A 13854-nucleotide genomic window follows, 5' to 3' on the forward strand; every position below is an offset into this window, starting at 1 on the left:
CCGCACCCGCGCGGGTGCGGCAGGCACCCGGCTAGCCGATCGTGATCCTGTCCAGGTTGGGGCCGCCGTTGGCCGTGGTGGCCGTCGCGCGGATCGTGTTGGCGCCCGCGGTCAGCGGGACGGTCAGCGTGGACGTCGCCCAGGTGTCCCAGGTGGCCGTGGCGTCGAAGGCCCGCTCGTCGGCCACCAGGACCCCGTTGACCGTGATGTCCATCGGCCTGTTCGCCGCGGTGCCGTTCGCGTAGCGCAGCGCCAGCGGCACGTCGCCCGCCTGCGCGGCGGTCACGGTGAACTCGACGTAGCCGCCGGCCAGGTTGTCGTAGTTGACGAATCCGGTGCCGGTGAAGCCGGTGTGGTTGGACTCGACCACGCCCTGCGAGATCGTCGCGTTCTCGGCCTGGTAGTCGACGGGTGCCGGGCCCTGCGCGGTCACGTCCAGGTAGTCGAGGTTGGGGCCGCCGTTCGCGGTCGTCGAGGTGGCCCTGATCGTGTTGGCGCCCGCGGTCAGCGGGGCGTTGACGACGGCGGTCGCCCAGGTGTCCCAGTTGGCGGTCGGCGGGAAGGTGAGCCCTCCGGCCACCGGGACTCCGTTGACCGTGATGTCCATCGGCCTGTTGGACGTGGTGCCGTTCGCGTAGCGGACGTTCAGCGCGGCGTTGCCCGCCTGGGCGGCGTTGGCCGTCCACTCGACGTAGCTCCCGGTGACGTTGTCGCCGTTGACGAAGCCGGTGCCGCTGAACCCGCTGTGGTTGGACTCGACCACGCCCTGCGAGATCGTCGCGTTCTCCGCCTCCAGGAAGTCGGTGCCGCCGGGGGTGCAGCTCTGCGTGGAGCCGGTGGCGCTGGTGCGCAGCGCGCCGCCCGTGGTGTTCTGGCTGTTGGACACGCAGTAGCCGCTGATCGACTGGAAGCCCATGTCGAACGGGCTGTTGCTGCCGCGTTCGGCGGTGAAGCGGTCGAAGGTGACCGTGCTGCCCGTGTTGGCGATCACGGCCGGGCGGCAGTCGTTGCTCACGAACCGCACGGAGCTGTCCACGAACGAGACGTCGTGCGCGTTGTGGATGTACCACCCGTACGCCGGGCGGGTGCCGATGCTGTTCGGGTTGTAGTCCGTCGCGTTGTTGCTCGGAACCCCGGTGCCCATGCAGGAGTTGCCGCCGGGAACCGTCAGGTCGACGTTGGTGAACGTGACGTTGCGGATCCGGTTGGCGGTGTTGGACTCGCCCCACAGGGTCGCGGTGAAGTTGGCGCTGCTCTGCCCGGTCGAGGTGACGTTCTCGTAGGTGATGTTCTCGATGCGGCCGACCCCCGGGCTGTTTCCGCACCGTCGTCGGGTGCCGATCTTCTCCATGATCGCGCTGCGCACGTTGCTCATGGTGATGTCCTTGTAGTGGACGTCGGAGATCACCGTTCCGTCCATCGACACCATGCCGAGGCCCGACTTGTTCGCGCCGGTGATGTTGATGCGCTCGAAGTGGTAGCCGGTGAAGTCGCCGCAGGTCTCCGAGCCGAACATGAGGGCGTTGCAGCAACCCGCCGACAGGTGGCTGTCGGTCACGGTGACGTTGCCGTTGGGGTAGGTCTGCCCGAGCGCCCAGTCGCTCTTGAACACAAGCGCGTCGTCGTTGCCGGCGATGTCGGCGTTCTTGATGGTCACGTTCCTGGCGCTGATCACGTTCCAGCCGTCGCGGTCGCTGGCGGTGTCGATACGCAGCCCGTCGGAGGTGATGTTGTTGCAGGCGTTGGTCAGCATGGCGAAGTGGCCGCCGCGCCGCAGCTTGATGCCGTTCACCGTGAGCCCGTCACAGCGGGTGAGCGAGATGATCTTGTCGGCTTCGCCCGAGTTCGGGTTGCCGGTGATGAGGTTGCCGCCTCCGTCGATCGTGCCCGACCCCACGAAGGCGATGTTGGTCAGGCGGTCGCCCCAGATCATCGCGTTGTGGAAGTGGCTGTGCCCGTAGTCCTGGTAGTTGTCGTTGGGGTTGGACTCGGGCGCGTCGTAGGTGTCGTTCGGCGAGCCCATGATGGTCGAGCCGGCGTCGAGCTGGATCGTGACGTTGCTCTTCAGGTGGATGGAGTTGGCCGACCGGTAGGTCCCTGACGGGAACTGGACGGTCCCGCCGCCGGCGCTGTTGGCGGCGGTGATGGCCGCGTTGATCGCGGACGTGTCGTTGGTTGAGCCGTTCCCCGTCGCCCCGTAGTCCCTGACGTTGAAGACCGCCGCGGCCACGGCTGGGGTGGCCGGGACGGCGATCGCCAGGGCGCTCAGGCTGGCGGCGGTGAGAGCAGCGACCCAGGCGGCTGCTCTCCGTAAGGCGGTCTCGCTCATGGATCTCTCCTGACTGAGAGTCGCAACAAAGCCCCCGCCGCTTCAAGTTAGAGCGAAAGATCGGATGTAACAAGCATGCACTTGGCATTACAACCGATATTTTCTCCCACCCACAGGCGCGGACGAGAGAAGACCTCGGGTCAATCGCGGACGGACACCACGCGGTACCGCGTCACCAGCCGCCCGTCGTCGCCCAGCATGTGGAAGGCGACGGACGGCGGGCAGTCGTAGTCGGCGACCTCCGGCCCCTGCTCCCACGGCAGCCTGAGCTCCGACACCACCCCCGGGGCCACCAGCAGCGGACGGCCGGCGAAGGTCGACGCGACGGCCGCGTGCGCGTGCCCGCAGAGCACCGCCGCCACGTTCGGGTACGCGCCGACCAGGTCCGCGAGCGGCTCCGGGTTGCGCAGGCCGATCGTGTCCAGGTACGGGTGGTTCAGCACGATGGGCTGGTGGTGGAAGGCGACGAACACCGGCGTGCCGGACGGGGTGTCGCCGAGCACGCCCGCGAGCCAGTCGAGCGTCTCCTCGGCGAGGAAACCCGCGTCCTCGCCGGGGATCGTGGAGTCGCAGAGCGCGAAGACCGCCTTGGGCGTGCGGTGCACCCTGTTGATCGGCCCGTCGGAGGCGGGCCGGTCCAGCAGCCCCCGGCGGAACTCCGCGCGCACGTCGTGGTTGCCGGGCAGCACGTGCACCGGGTGGCGGAGGTCGAGCAGCTTGCGCGCGTCCGCGTACTCGGCGGCCAGGCCGTGGTCGGCGATGTCGCCCGTGACGAGCACCGCGTCGAAGTCGTAGGGCAGCTCGTCGAGGTAGCGCGTGACGGCCCGCGCGCGTGCGGTGCTGCGCCGGCCGCCGTCGAGGTGGGTGTCGCTGACCTGGGCGATCACGATCATGAAGGGTCCTTTCCCGAGGTTCCGGGGTCACCCTAGGCGCCCCACCGGCCCTCCCCGAGATCCACTCCTCGCGCGGATCGCCGAACCACTTTCCGGCCCCTACCTGCGGTGACGTCAAAGGGGGGACCCTTGTCCGGAGCTGAGGCTTGCATTAGGTAGGCTCCACCTGCCCTAATTTAGGTAAGCCTTTCCTATTGTCATGCGGGAGTGACGGTGTTCGCCAGCTACCTCATCGGCCTGCGCGAAGGTCTGGAGGCGACACTCGTCGTCTCCGTCCTCGTCGCCTTCCTCGTCAAGAGCGACCGCAAGGACAAGCTCCCCCAGGTGTGGGTCGGCGTCGCCGGCGCCGTCGCCCTGTCCGTGGGCTTCGGCGCGCTGCTGACCTTCACGGCCGCCAACCTCGGCCACACCGGCCAGGAGCTCTTCGACGCGATCACGTCGCTGCTCGCCGTGGTGTTCGTCACCTGGATGATCTTCTGGATGCGCCGGGCCGCCCGCGCGCTCTCCGGCGAGCTCAGGGGCAGGCTCTCCGACGCCCTCGAGATGGGCTCCCTGGCCGTCGTCGTCATGGCCTTCCTGGCCGTGGCCCGCGAGGGCCTGGAGACGGCGCTGCTGTTCTTCGCCTCCGTCCAGGGCGCCACCGCCACCGCCGCGCCACTGATCGGCATCAGCCTGGGCCTGCTGACCTCGGTGCTGATCGGCTGGGGCATCTACCGCAGCGCCCTGAAGATCAACCTCACCAAGTTCTTCACCTGGACCGGCCTCCTGCTGATCCTGGTCGCCGCCGGGATCTTCAAGTACGGCGTGCACGACCTCCAGGAGGCCAACCTGCTGCCGGGGCTGACCACGTACGCGTTCGACATCAGCGCGGCCGTCCCCGCCGACTCCTGGTACGGCGCGCTGCTCTCGGGCATGCTCAACATCACGCCGCAGCCGAGCGTCCTGGAGGCCATCGCCTGGCTGGTCTACCTGGTGCCCACCCTCTTCTTCTTCCTGCGCCCGCAGCGGACGAAGTCCACCCCCGCGCCCGCGTCCACCGCCTCCGCGGCCTGAACAGGAGCATCATGCCTACCACCGCCCGTATTCTGGGCCTGTCCCTCGGTGCGCTCGGCCTGGCCGGGCTGACCGCCTGCGGCTCGGGGACGACGACCGACGCGACCGCCGGAGCCGGCAAGCCCGGGAAGATCACCGTGACCGCGTCCGACACCGACTGCAAGGTGGCCGCCACCGAGGTGGCGGCGGGCACCAGCACGTTCGCCATCACCAACGGCGGCACCAAGGTCACCGAGTTCTACGTGTACGCGCCGGGCGACCGGGTGATGGCGGAGCTGGAGAACATCGTGCCGGGGCTGACCCGGGAGTTGGTCGCGGAGCTGCCCGCGGGCGCGTACGAGGCGGTGTGCAAGCCCGGCATGGTGGGCAAGGGCATCCGCAACCCGCTGAAGGTGACGGGCGACCACAAGCCGCTCTCGAAGGACGCCAAGCTGGCCGACGCCATCGCCAGCTACAAGCGGTACATCAAGACCCAGAGCGACACGTTGCTGGTCAAGACGCAGGAGTTCGCCGACGCGGTCAAGGCGGGCGACGTCGCCAAGGGCAAGCAGCTCTACCCGGTCGCGCGGACGTACTGGGAGCGGATCGAGCCGGTCGCGGAGATCTTCGGCGACCTCGACCCGGCCATCGACGCCCGCGAGGCGGACCTGGCCGCCGGCGAGAAGTGGACCGGCTTCCACAAGATCGAGAAGGACCTCTGGATCACCAAGGACGTCAGCAAGGACGGCCCGGTCGCCGACAAGCTCGTCGCCGACGTCAAGACCATCGTGGCCAAGTCCAACGCCGCCGAGCTGACCCCGCTGAACCTGGCCAACGGCGCCAAGGAGCTGCTGGACGAGGTGGCGTCCGGGAAGATCACCGGCGAGGAGGACATCTGGTCGCACACCGACCTGTGGGACTTCGACGCCAACGTGCAGGGGTCCAAGGCCGCCGTGCAGGCGCTCCGCCCGGTGCTGGAGGAGCGCTCGCCCGACCTGGTCAAGACGCTGGACGAGAAGTTCGCCGCCGCCGAGGCCGCGCTGGGCGCGCACCAGCAGGGCGACGGCTGGAAGCTGCACAACGAGCTGTCCAAGGCCGAGCTGAAGTCGCTGTCCGACGCGATCAACGCGCTGGCCGAGCCGATCAGCAAGATCGCGCCGATCGTCGCGAAGTGACCGAGGGGAGAGTCATGGGCGAGCGCATGAGCCGCAGGACGCTGTTCGGCCTGGGCGCGGCGGGAGCGGCGGTGGTCGGGGCGGGCGCGGTGGCCACCCGCTCGCTGCTCGACGAGCCGCCGGCCGCGCACGCGTCGTCCACGTCCGACCCGGTGGTCTTCTACGGCGAGCACCAGGCGGGCATCGTCACGCCCGCCCAGGACCGGCTGCACTTCGTCGCCTTCGACGTGATCACGAAGAGCCGGGATGAGCTGGTCGACCTGCTGCAGGAGTGGACCGCCGCGGCGGCCAAGCTGACCCAGGGCAAGGACGCGGGGACGTTCGGCGCGGTCGGCGGCGCCCCCGAGGCCGCCCCCGACGACACGGGCGAGGCACTCGGGCTGCCCGCCTCCGGGCTGACGCTGACGATCGGGTTCGGGCCGTCGCTGTTCGACGACCGGTTCGGGCTGGCGTCCAAGCGTCCCGCCGCCCTCGCCGATCTGCCGAAATTTCCGGGAGAGCAGCTCATACCGGAAATTTCCGGTGGCGACATCTGCGTGCAGGCGTGCGCGCACGACCCGCAGGTCGCCGTGCACGCCATCCGCAACCTGGCCAGGATCGGCTTCGGCAAGGTCTCGGTCCGCTGGTCCCAGCTCGGGTTCGGACGCACCTCGTCCACGTCCCGCGCACAGGCGACGCCACGCAACCTGATGGGCTTCAAGGACGGCACGAACAACCTCAAGCTCGAGGACGCCGACCTGCTGCGCGACCAGCTCTGGGCGGCGGCCCAGGACGGCACGGACTGGATGGCGGGCGGCAGCTACATGGTGACCAGGAAGATCCGCATGATGATCGAGACCTGGGACCGGACGTCACTCGCCGAGCAGGAGCAGATCTTCGGCCGCGACAAGGGCGAAGGCGCCCCGCTGGGCGCCAAGGCCGAGTTCGACCCGGTGAACTTCGCCGCCAAGGGCGCAGACGGCCGGCCCGTCATCAAGGACGACGCCCACGTCAGGCTGGCCCACCCGAGCAGCAACGGCAACGCCCACCTGCTGCGCCGCGGCTACAACTACGTCGACGGCTCCGACGGCCTCGGCCGCCTGGACGCGGGCCTGTTCTTCATCGCCTACCAGCGCGACCCGCGCAAGCAGTTCGTCACGGTGCAGACGCGGCTGGCCAGGAACGACTCGCTGAACGAGTACATCAAGCACGTCTCCAGCGGCCTGTTCGCCTGCCCACCCGGCGTCCGCGACGCCGGCGACTACTGGGGGCGCACACTCTTCGCCTGACAAAACTGTCAGCCAGGTCTGGTCACACAGGAGGCCGTGCCTGACGGCAGGTCCAGGCAGCCCCCGAGAACGACGCCAACCATCACGACCTGACCAGGGCGCCCCATCCAGTGTCCGTCAACTGGCCGTTCTGAGCTGCTGAACGCGCTTCGCCGACAGGCCGAGCAAGATCGCCGTGTCCGCATCGGACACGCCCGCGCTACCCAGGACTTGAGCTGCCCTCTGCGACCGGGCCGGATACTGGGCGCGGAGCCTGGCAGCTTCGAGATAGCGGTTGAGGGCCTCGGTCGCCTCGGCGTCGAGTTGGTAGTCGTACTCCACGGTGATGGTCTCGCTGGTCGGCAGGTCGAGAACGAAGTGCTTGATCGCTTCGGCTTCCTCGTGCAGGTCGGCAAGCGTGAACGCGCTGACGCAGCCGATCGTGTGCCCCACAGGTCCGGCCACCCAGACAGGTTCGCCGGTGTCCACGGTGGGTTCGCGTGTGACGCGGAAGGTCACCTGGTGGGCGGTGGTGGCCGTCATAGGAGCCAGTCCTTTCCGAAGAGGTGCTCGAGTGCACGTTCCAGTTCTGTTAACGCCCGGACGGTGACGGGCTGGACGGGCACGATGGCCCGCCCGGCTTCAACCTGGTCACGGTTGTAGAGCAGAAGCAGACGCGCCGAACGCGTGGTTTCTCGCCAGTCCGGCCGTAAGCCGTGCTCGCGGGCCAGGCTGTAAATCCGGTCTCGGATCTGGGGGTAAGCCATTACCACGGGTCGAACCTAACACGTTAGACGCTCGCACCCTTTCGTGTTTCCTCAGAAACATGTCTCACAACTACGTCGACGGCTCCGACGGCCTCGGCCGCCTGGACGCGGGCCTGTTCTTCATCGCCTACCAGCGCGACCCGCGCAAGCAGTTCGTCACGGTGCAGACGCGGCTGGCCAGGAACGACTCGCTGAACGAGTACATCAAGCACGTCTCCAGCGGCCTGTTCGCCTGCCCGCCCGGCGTCCGCGACGCCGGCGACTACTGGGGGCGCACACTCTTCACCTGACGAAACTGTCGGCCGGCTCTGGTAGGACAGGACGCGCCAACCCCCCGACCGAGGACGTCCTATCCATGATCGAGTACGACCAGTACCACGGCTACCAGCACCAGTACACCGAGACCTACGCCGGCCTGCCGGTCGCCCATCTGTCTTCCGAGGAGAGGCCGTCCGACCCCGGCGCGGTCGCGTGGCGGCTGTGCGCGAACGAGTACGGCGGCGACGATCCCAAAACCATGGCCGAGACCTTCGACCTGTTCTTCGAGCAGGTCGACACCGCGCGCGTCACCGCGATCGTCATCGGCGAGTGGGAAGACTGCTACTCGACCAGCTCAGCAACGATCGTCGAGCGGCTGGCGGGGAGCGCCGCGAAGCTCCCGGCGCTGCGCTCGCTCTTCTTCGGCGCGATCAGCAGCGACCAGGCCGAGATCTCGTGGATCCAGCAGTCCGACATCACCCCGCTGCTGGAGGCGTTCCCCCGGCTCGAACGGCTGGAGGTGCGCGGCGGCACCGGCCTGGCGCTGCAGAGCGTGCGGCACGAGTCGCTGCGGATGCTGCGCATCGAGTCGGGCGGCCTCCCCGGCGAGGTGGTGCGGGCCGTCGCCGGCTGCGACCTGCCCGCGCTGGAGCACCTGGACCTCTGGCTCGGCGTCGACTCCTACGGCGGCGACTCGACGGCCGCCGACCTCGACGGCGTCCTGACGGGCGAGCGGCTGCCCGCGCTGCGCCACCTCGGCCTACAGGACAGCGAGATCCAGGACGACATCGCCGCCGCCGTGGCCTTCGCGCCCGTCGTGGCGCGGCTGGAGACGCTGGCCCTGTCGATGGGCACGCTCACCGACACCGGGGCCGAGGCGCTGCTGAGCGGCCAGCCGCTGACCCACCTGCGCGAGCTCGACCTGCACCACCACTATCTCTCCGACGCGATGATGAAGCGCGTCGCCGCAGCCCTGCCGGGCGTCGAGGTCAACCTGTCGGAGCAGGAGCGTGCCAGCGGTAAGGACGACTGGCGCTACGTCGCGGTGAGCGAGTGACGTACGCACCCGACGACTGGAACGAGGAGATCCCCGCAGACCCTCGTGATCCTGGAGAGGTGTTCATCCCCGAGAGCGGCGCCTACCGCCACGACATGGCCGGCGCGCACCGCGAGCGCTTCGCCGGGCTGCCCATCATGCGGGCGGCGGACTGGCAGGCCGGGGCGGTCGCCGCGGGGCCGGCCGAGGTGGCACATCCCTATCCGTGGCAGGTCGCCTGGGAGCTCGTCGTCGGCGAGACCGACGGGTCGCTGGAGAACCTCCTCGACACGGTGGAGGGGCACCACGTCCGGGCGATCGTCTTCCCGGACGGCGGGGCGCGCGACGCGCCGGAGATCCTCGCCGCGAACGCCCATCGGCTGCCGCGCCTGCGCTCGGTGTTCCTGGGCATGATCGAGCCGGAGTACTTCGAGATCTCCTGGATCCAGCAGGGCGACCTCACCCCGCTGCTCGAGGCGTACCCCCGGCTGGAGCGGCTCGACGTGCGCGGCTCCGACGGGCTGGAGCTGTCGCCGGTCAGGCACGAGCACCTGAAGGTGCTGCGCTTCGAGTCCGGCGGGCTTCCCGGCAAGGTCGTCAGGGCGGTCGGCGAGTCGGCGTTCCCCGGGCTTGAGCACCTGGAGCTGTGGCTCGGCGTCGCGCACTACGGCGGCGACGCCACGGTCGCCGACCTGCGCGGCATCCTCTCGGGCGAGCGGCTGCCCGCGCTCAGGCGGCTCGGCCTGCGCGACAGCGAGTTCCAGGACGACGTCGCCGCAGCCGTGGCCGCCGCCCCCGTGGTGGCACGGCTGGAGTCGCTCAGCCTGGCCATGGGCGAGCTCACCGACACCGGCGCGGAGGCGCTGCTCAGCGGCCAGCCCTTCACCCACCTGCGCCACCTCGACCTGCACCACCACTTCGTGAGCGACGAGATGGCCGACAGGCTCCGGCGCGCCCTGCCCGGCGTCACGGTCGACCTTTCCGAGAAGCAGCCCTTCGCGGAAGGCGCGACGTACGTGGCGGTGAGCGAGTGACGATCCGCTTCGCCGTCGTCGGAACTCCCGGCGACCGTCGTTTCACCATGTTCCGCGACGCCGTCCTGTCCCACGGCCTCCCGGAACCTCACCTGATCCCGTGGCGCGACGTCCTGGCACTGGGGGGCGCGAGCGCGTCCGGGCTGGTGCCCGAGGGAGCGCTGGTGCGGATCGACTCGCCGGGCGAGGACGCCGAGGCCGACGCGCTGTTGCGCGGGCCGGGCGATCCGACGCGGGTCGGCGGAGGCGCCGCCTGGTACGCGGCGTTCACGCGCGGGCTGCGCACGATCGCCTCGATCCCCGGCGTCACGCTGCTGGGCGACATCGACGAGATCGCCGTCCTGTTCGACAAGCGCCGCTGCCACGCCGTGCTGGAGCGCGCCGGGGTCCCGGTGCCGCCCGCCTTCGAGGCCACCTCGTACGACGACCTGCGGGAGAAGATGGCGGAACGGGGCTGGGCCAGGGTGTTCGTGAAGCCCGCCCACGGCTCGTCGGCGTCCGGAGTGATCGCCTTCCAGACCCACGCGGGTCGCGTCAAGGCCGTCACGTCCGCGGCGTGGGTCGGCGGGGTGCTGTGCAACTCGCTGCGCGTCCGCTCCTACGAGGGCGAGGCGGACGTGCGGCGGCTCGTGGACGTGCTCGCCCCCGACGGGCTGCACGTCGAACGCTGGTTCCCCAAGGCGTCGATCGGTGCCGAGGTGTTCGACCTGCGGGTGGTGACCGTGGCCGGGGTGCCGACCCACGCGGTGGTCCGCGCCAGCCGCACCCCGATGACGAACCTGCACCTCGGCGGCCGGCGGGGCGACCTGGAGGCGGTGCGCTCCCGTCCGGCCCTGTGGGAGCGGGTGCTGGACGTCTGCTCGCGGGCGGCGGCGTGCTTCCCCGGCAGCCTGAGCACGGGCGTCGATCTCATGGTCGGCGGCGACTGGAGCTCCCTGGCGGTGGCCGAGGTCAACGCGTTCGGCGACCTGCTGCCGGGCCTGGGCGACCTGTCGGGCAACCATCGCGACACCTACACAGAGCAGGTCAGAGCCATCCTCGGCGCGGCATACGACGGCACGAACCATCCCAAAGCGAACCGCCCCGACAGCGCGAGGAGGGCGTCGTGGACATGAACGAGGTCGTGGGCAGCCACGACATCCTTCTGGTCACGCTCGACACGCTGCGCTACGACGTGGCGGCCGAGTTGGCCGACGCCGGGCGGCTGCCCAACCTGCTGCCGACCGGCGCGCGCTGGGAGCGGCGGCACAGCCCCGGCAGCTTCACCTACGCCTCGCACGCCGCGATGTTCGCCGGGTTCCTCCCCACTCCGGTGACACCGGGGCCGCATCCGAGGCTGTTCGCGGCGACGTTCCCCGGCAGCGAGACGACGGCCGGCGGCACCTGGGTGTTCGACGCGCCCGACCTGCCCACCGGCCTCGCGCGGGCGGGCTACCACACGGTCTGCATCGGAGGCGTCGGCTTCTTCAACAAGCTGACCCCGCTCGGTTCGGCGCTGCCGGGCCTGTTCGCGGAGAGCCACTGGGCTCCGGAGTTCGGCGTGACGAACCCCGCGTCGCTGGAGCACCAGATCGACCGCGCCGCTGCCCTGCCCCGGCAGCCGGGGCGGCCGCTGTTTCTGTTCGTGAACGTGTCGGCGCTGCACCAGCCGAACCACGTCTACCTGCCCGGCGCCGCCACCGATTCGAAGCGGAGCCAGGCCGCCGCGCTGGAGTACGTCGACCGGCACATCGGCCGGCTCTACGCCCTCATGCGCCGTCCCTGCCTGGTGATCGTCTGCTCCGACCACGGAACCGCGTACGGCGAGGACGGGCACGTCGGCCACCGAATCGGCCACGAGGTCGTCTGGACCGTCCCCTACACCGAGTTCATCCTGGAGCGTCATGCGGCCGTATGAGGGATATGTCTACGCCTACCCGCACAAGACCGCCTACCGGCCGCTCGACCCGCGTCCCCTCCTGAAGGACGTCTGGGCGGGGGAGCGTGCGGGCGCGCTGTACGTGCACATCCCGTTCTGCGAGATGCGCTGCGGGTTCTGCAACCTGTTCACCCGCACCGGCGCTCCCGAGGACCTGGTCGCCGCCTACCTCGACGCCCTCGAACGGCAGGCCGGGGCCGTCCGCGACGCCCTGGAGGCGTCCGCCTCCACCGCTTTCAGCACGGCCGCGTTCGGCGGGGGCACGCCCACCTATCTCAGCGCCCGCGAGTTGTCCCGCCTGTTCGACCTCACCGAGCGGACCATGGACGTCGACCTGACGAGTATCCCGCTGTCGGTCGAGACCTCCCCCGCCACGGCCACGCCCGACCGGCTCGCCGTGCTGGCGGAGCGCGGGACGTCCCGGATCTCCATCGGCGTGCAGAGCTTCGTCGACGCCGAGGCCCGCGCGGCCGTCCGGCCGCAGAGGCGCGCGGAGGTCGACGCCGCGCTCGACGCGATCCGCGCGTCCGGCATCGCGACGCTCAACATCGACCTGATCTACGGCATCGACGGGCAGACGCCCGATACGTGGCAGTACTCGCTCGACACCGCGCTCAGCTGGAAGCCCGAGGAGCTGTACCTCTACCCGCTCTACGTCCGGCCGCTGACCGGGCTCGGCAAGCAGGGGCGGGCCTGGGACGACCAGCGGCTGGAGCTGTACCGGGCGGGCCGCGACCACCTCCTCGCGGCGGGGTACGAACAGGTGTCGATGCGGATGTTCCGGTTACCCGGTTCCGGCACGTCCACCGAGTACTGCTGCCAGACCGACGGCATGGTGGGGCTGGGCTGCGGGGCGCGATCGTACACGAGCACGCTGCACTACTCCTTCGAGTACGCGGTGGGTGTGCGGCACGTCCGGTCGATCATCGACGACTACCTGCGGCGCGCCGACTTCGACATGGCCAACGTGGGCTTCACGCTCTCACCGGGCGAGCAGCGGCGGCGGCACCTCATCCAGTCGCTGCTGCAGGCCGACGGGCTGTCACGCGACGTCTACCGGGCGCGGTTCGGCGGCGACGTGCTCGACGACTTCCCGCTGGAGCGGTTCGACGACTGGCTCGTCGTGGAACCGTCCGTGATCAGGCTGACCGCCGAGGGGCTCGCCCACTCCGACGCGATCGGCCCCGCGCTGTTCTCCCCCGAGGTCAGGCAGCTCATGGACGGGTACGCGGCATGCTGACCTCCAAGGCACGGCGACTCACGGAGAGGGCTGACCGTAGAAGCGGGACGGCTCAGGAAAAGGGACGCGATGTGCTGACCATCCTCTATCGGGGGCCGCTGGCGAGCTGCGACTACGACTGCGCCTACTGCCCGTTCGCCAAGCGACGCGACACGCCCGAGCAGTTGCGAGCCGACAGGGCCGCGCTGGAGCGGTTCGCGTCCTGGGTGGCGGCGCAGGAGTTCGACGTGTCCGTGCTGTTCACGCCGTGGGGTGAGGGGCTGGTGCGGTCCTGGTACCGAAGGACGCTGGTGGAGCTGTCGTGGCTGCCGAACGTCCGGAAGGTGGCCATCCAGACGAACCTCAGCTGCCGCGCCGACTGGCTCGCCGACGCCTCGGACCGGGCTGCGCTCTGGGTCACCTACCACCCGACGCAGGTGCCGTACGACCGGTTCGTGAGCAAGGTCCGGTCGCTGCCGGTACGGCACAGTGTCGGCATCGTGGGCGACCCGGCCCACCTCGAACCCGCCAGGCGGCTCAGGGCCGACCTGCCCGCCGAAACGTACCTTTGGGTGAACGCCGAAGAGGGCCGCCTCTACACGGACGCCGAGGCGGCCGAGTGGTCGGCCATCGACCCGCTGTTCCACCACAGCCGCTTCCCCCACGCCAGCGCGGGGCTGCCGTGCCGTACCGGCGACAGCGTGATCTCGGTCGACGGCGACGGGACCGTCCGCCGCTGCCACTTCGTCCCGCAGGTGCTTGGCAACCTCTACGACGGGTCGTACCGCGCGGCGCTGCGCCCGCGAGGGTGCCCGGCGGCGGCCTGCGACTGCCACATCGGCTACGTCCACCTGGAGCCGACGGGTCTGTACGACGTGTTCACGGGCGGCATCCTGGAACGCGTCCCGAGCGCCTGGACTCGTTCGTAGCGGCGGCCCGTGACGGT

General features: G+C 70.0%; 13 protein-coding genes. 10 read left to right on the top strand and 3 right to left on the bottom strand.

Annotation, left to right across the window (positions count from 1 at the left end; all coding sequences use genetic code 11):
* Positions 1 to 31 precede the first annotated feature (31 nt).
* Together ABT294_RS02725 and ABT294_RS02730 are read right to left on the bottom strand one after the other, a co-directional pair.
* Positions 32 to 2329, bottom strand: coding sequence for a glycosyl hydrolase family 28 protein (locus ABT294_RS02725; protein WP_350803049.1), 2298 nt, complete (start codon positions 2327 to 2329; stop codon positions 32 to 34).
* Positions 2330 to 2469: 140 nt separating this feature from the next.
* Positions 2470 to 3222 carry a metallophosphoesterase gene (locus ABT294_RS02730; RefSeq protein WP_350803050.1) on the bottom strand — a complete coding sequence of 251 codons (753 nt, stop codon included), beginning with the start codon at positions 3220 to 3222 and terminating at the stop codon, positions 2470 to 2472.
* A 207-nt stretch (positions 3223 to 3429) separates the two neighbouring features.
* Here ABT294_RS02730 and efeU point away from each other — a divergent pair, with 207 nt between their 5' ends.
* The 3 genes from efeU to efeB are packed head-to-tail and all read left to right on the top strand — an operon-like array spanning position 3430 to position 6697.
* Positions 3430 to 4275, top strand: coding sequence for an iron uptake transporter permease EfeU (gene efeU / locus ABT294_RS02735; RefSeq protein WP_350803051.1), 846 nt, complete (start codon positions 3430 to 3432; stop codon positions 4273 to 4275).
* 11 nt (positions 4276 to 4286) lie between these two features.
* Positions 4287 to 5429 carry an iron uptake system protein EfeO gene (efeO, locus tag ABT294_RS02740; RefSeq protein WP_350803052.1) on the top strand — a complete coding sequence of 381 codons (1143 nt, stop codon included), beginning with the start codon at positions 4287 to 4289 and terminating at the stop codon, positions 5427 to 5429.
* Positions 5426 to 6697: an iron uptake transporter deferrochelatase/peroxidase subunit gene (gene efeB, locus ABT294_RS02745; RefSeq protein ID WP_350803053.1), complete on the top strand. Its 1272-nt coding sequence runs from the start codon at positions 5426 to 5428 to the stop codon at positions 6695 to 6697. Before efeO ends, efeB begins: the two co-directional genes overlap by 4 nt.
* 117 nt (positions 6698 to 6814) lie before the next feature.
* Here efeB and ABT294_RS02750 read toward each other — a convergent pair whose 3' ends face one another.
* Positions 6815 to 7219 (bottom strand): hypothetical protein, encoded by a 405-nt coding sequence (locus ABT294_RS02750; RefSeq protein WP_350803054.1) that lies wholly within the window; start codon positions 7217 to 7219, stop codon positions 6815 to 6817.
* A 283-nt stretch (positions 7220 to 7502) separates the two neighbouring features.
* Between ABT294_RS02750 and ABT294_RS02755 the strand changes: the two genes are divergently transcribed.
* The 7 genes from ABT294_RS02755 (at position 7503) to ABT294_RS02785 (ending at position 13837) form a co-directional block, all read left to right on the top strand.
* On the top strand, positions 7503 to 7733 hold the full coding sequence (locus ABT294_RS02755; RefSeq protein WP_350803055.1) for a hypothetical protein: 231 nt from the start codon (positions 7503 to 7505) through the stop codon (positions 7731 to 7733).
* 65 nt (positions 7734 to 7798) lie between these two features.
* Positions 7799 to 8758, top strand: coding sequence for an STM4015 family protein (locus ABT294_RS02760; RefSeq protein WP_350803056.1), 960 nt, complete (start codon positions 7799 to 7801; stop codon positions 8756 to 8758).
* Positions 8755 to 9771 (top strand): STM4015 family protein, encoded by a 1017-nt coding sequence (locus tag ABT294_RS02765; protein WP_350803058.1) that lies wholly within the window; start codon positions 8755 to 8757, stop codon positions 9769 to 9771. Before ABT294_RS02760 ends, ABT294_RS02765 begins: the two co-directional genes overlap by 4 nt.
* Entirely contained in the window at positions 9768 to 10886 is a 1119-nt protein-coding gene (locus ABT294_RS02770; protein WP_350803060.1) for an STM4014 family protein, read from the top strand. Before ABT294_RS02765 ends, ABT294_RS02770 begins: the two co-directional genes overlap by 4 nt.
* A complete protein-coding gene (locus ABT294_RS02775; RefSeq protein ID WP_350803333.1) occupies positions 10883 to 11668 on the top strand; it encodes an STM4013/SEN3800 family hydrolase in 786 nt (261 codons plus the stop codon). Before ABT294_RS02770 ends, ABT294_RS02775 begins: the two co-directional genes overlap by 4 nt.
* A complete protein-coding gene (locus ABT294_RS02780; protein WP_350803061.1) occupies positions 11655 to 12929 on the top strand; it encodes an STM4012 family radical SAM protein in 1275 nt (424 codons plus the stop codon). The genes ABT294_RS02775 and ABT294_RS02780 overlap by 14 nt, the downstream gene beginning before the upstream one ends.
* Before the next feature lie 71 nt (positions 12930 to 13000).
* Positions 13001 to 13837, top strand: a complete 837-nt coding sequence (locus tag ABT294_RS02785) for an STM4011 family radical SAM protein (protein ID WP_350803062.1) — start codon at positions 13001 to 13003, stop codon at positions 13835 to 13837.
* Positions 13838 to 13854 lie beyond the last annotated feature (17 nt).

Origin of the sequence: Nonomuraea sp. NPDC000554, assembly GCF_040300065.1 — a bacterium.
In the GTDB taxonomy this organism is placed as follows: domain Bacteria; phylum Actinomycetota; class Actinomycetes; order Streptosporangiales; family Streptosporangiaceae; genus Nonomuraea.

Bases quoted from the DNA above. Each gene is read 5' to 3' on its own strand.
- ABT294_RS02725 (WP_350803049.1), bottom strand. From the start codon at position 2,329: ATGAGCGAGACCGCCTTACGGAGAGCAGCCGCCTGGGTCGCTGCTCTC.
- ABT294_RS02730 (WP_350803050.1), bottom strand. From the start codon at position 3,222: ATGATCGTGATCGCCCAGGTCAGCGACACCCACCTCGACGGCGGCCGG.
- efeO (WP_350803052.1), top strand. From the start codon at position 4,287: ATGCCTACCACCGCCCGTATTCTGGGCCTGTCCCTCGGTGCGCTCGGC.
- ABT294_RS02750 (WP_350803054.1), bottom strand. From the start codon at position 7,219: ATGACGGCCACCACCGCCCACCAGGTGACCTTCCGCGTCACACGCGAA.
- ABT294_RS02755 (WP_350803055.1), top strand. From the start codon at position 7,503: ATGTCTCACAACTACGTCGACGGCTCCGACGGCCTCGGCCGCCTGGAC.
- ABT294_RS02760 (WP_350803056.1), top strand. From the start codon at position 7,799: ATGATCGAGTACGACCAGTACCACGGCTACCAGCACCAGTACACCGAG.
- ABT294_RS02775 (WP_350803333.1), top strand. From the start codon at position 10,883: ATGAACGAGGTCGTGGGCAGCCACGACATCCTTCTGGTCACGCTCGAC.
- ABT294_RS02780 (WP_350803061.1), top strand. From the start codon at position 11,655: ATGCGGCCGTATGAGGGATATGTCTACGCCTACCCGCACAAGACCGCC.